The 507-nt window shown below is 65.5% G+C and carries 1 protein-coding gene; it reads right to left on the bottom strand.

The features are described from left to right. The coding region (locus D7X55_RS46015; RefSeq protein ID WP_121725732.1) for a Dyp-type peroxidase at positions 1-507 on the bottom strand (507 nt) is incomplete at both ends.

Genomic DNA, 507 nt, shown 5'->3' with positions numbered 1-507 from the left:
ACAGGTCGTGCTTGGTGCGGCCGATGATCGCCTCCTGCGCCTCGGTCTTCTGCGCGCGCCACGCATCGAGGTTGTGCAGGTACTTCTGCACCACCACGTAGCTGCCACCTGCGTGGTCCGGATCCTCGTCACCAACAATCGTGGCTTCGGGCAGCGACAGTCCTTCCGGATTGGCGGTGCCGTCGACGAAGTCGAGCAGGTCGCGGCCATCGAAATAGCGGAAGCCGGCCACGTCATCGACTGCTTCCACCGCATCGCCGAACGCCATCAGCAGGTTGCGCTCGAACGCCACGATCAGGTCCATGGTGCGTGCGCGGATGTGGTACAGCAGATCGCCCGGCGTGGACACGGCAGTGTGGGTCGCGCCCTTGATCTCGCGAAACGGCTGCAGCTCGCGCGGCGGCGTGGTGCCCACCAGCGGCTGCCACACGCGATGGCCGATGGCCACGTTGCAGGTGAAGGTGCGCTCGATCTCGCGGATGGCGGTGTTCTTGATCAGGTCATCGG

It is taken from the genome of Corallococcus sp. AB049A, assembly GCF_003668885.1.
Classification (GTDB): domain Bacteria; phylum Myxococcota; class Myxococcia; order Myxococcales; family Myxococcaceae; genus Corallococcus; species Corallococcus interemptor.
This window is presented reverse-complemented; position numbering and strand designations above follow the sequence as displayed.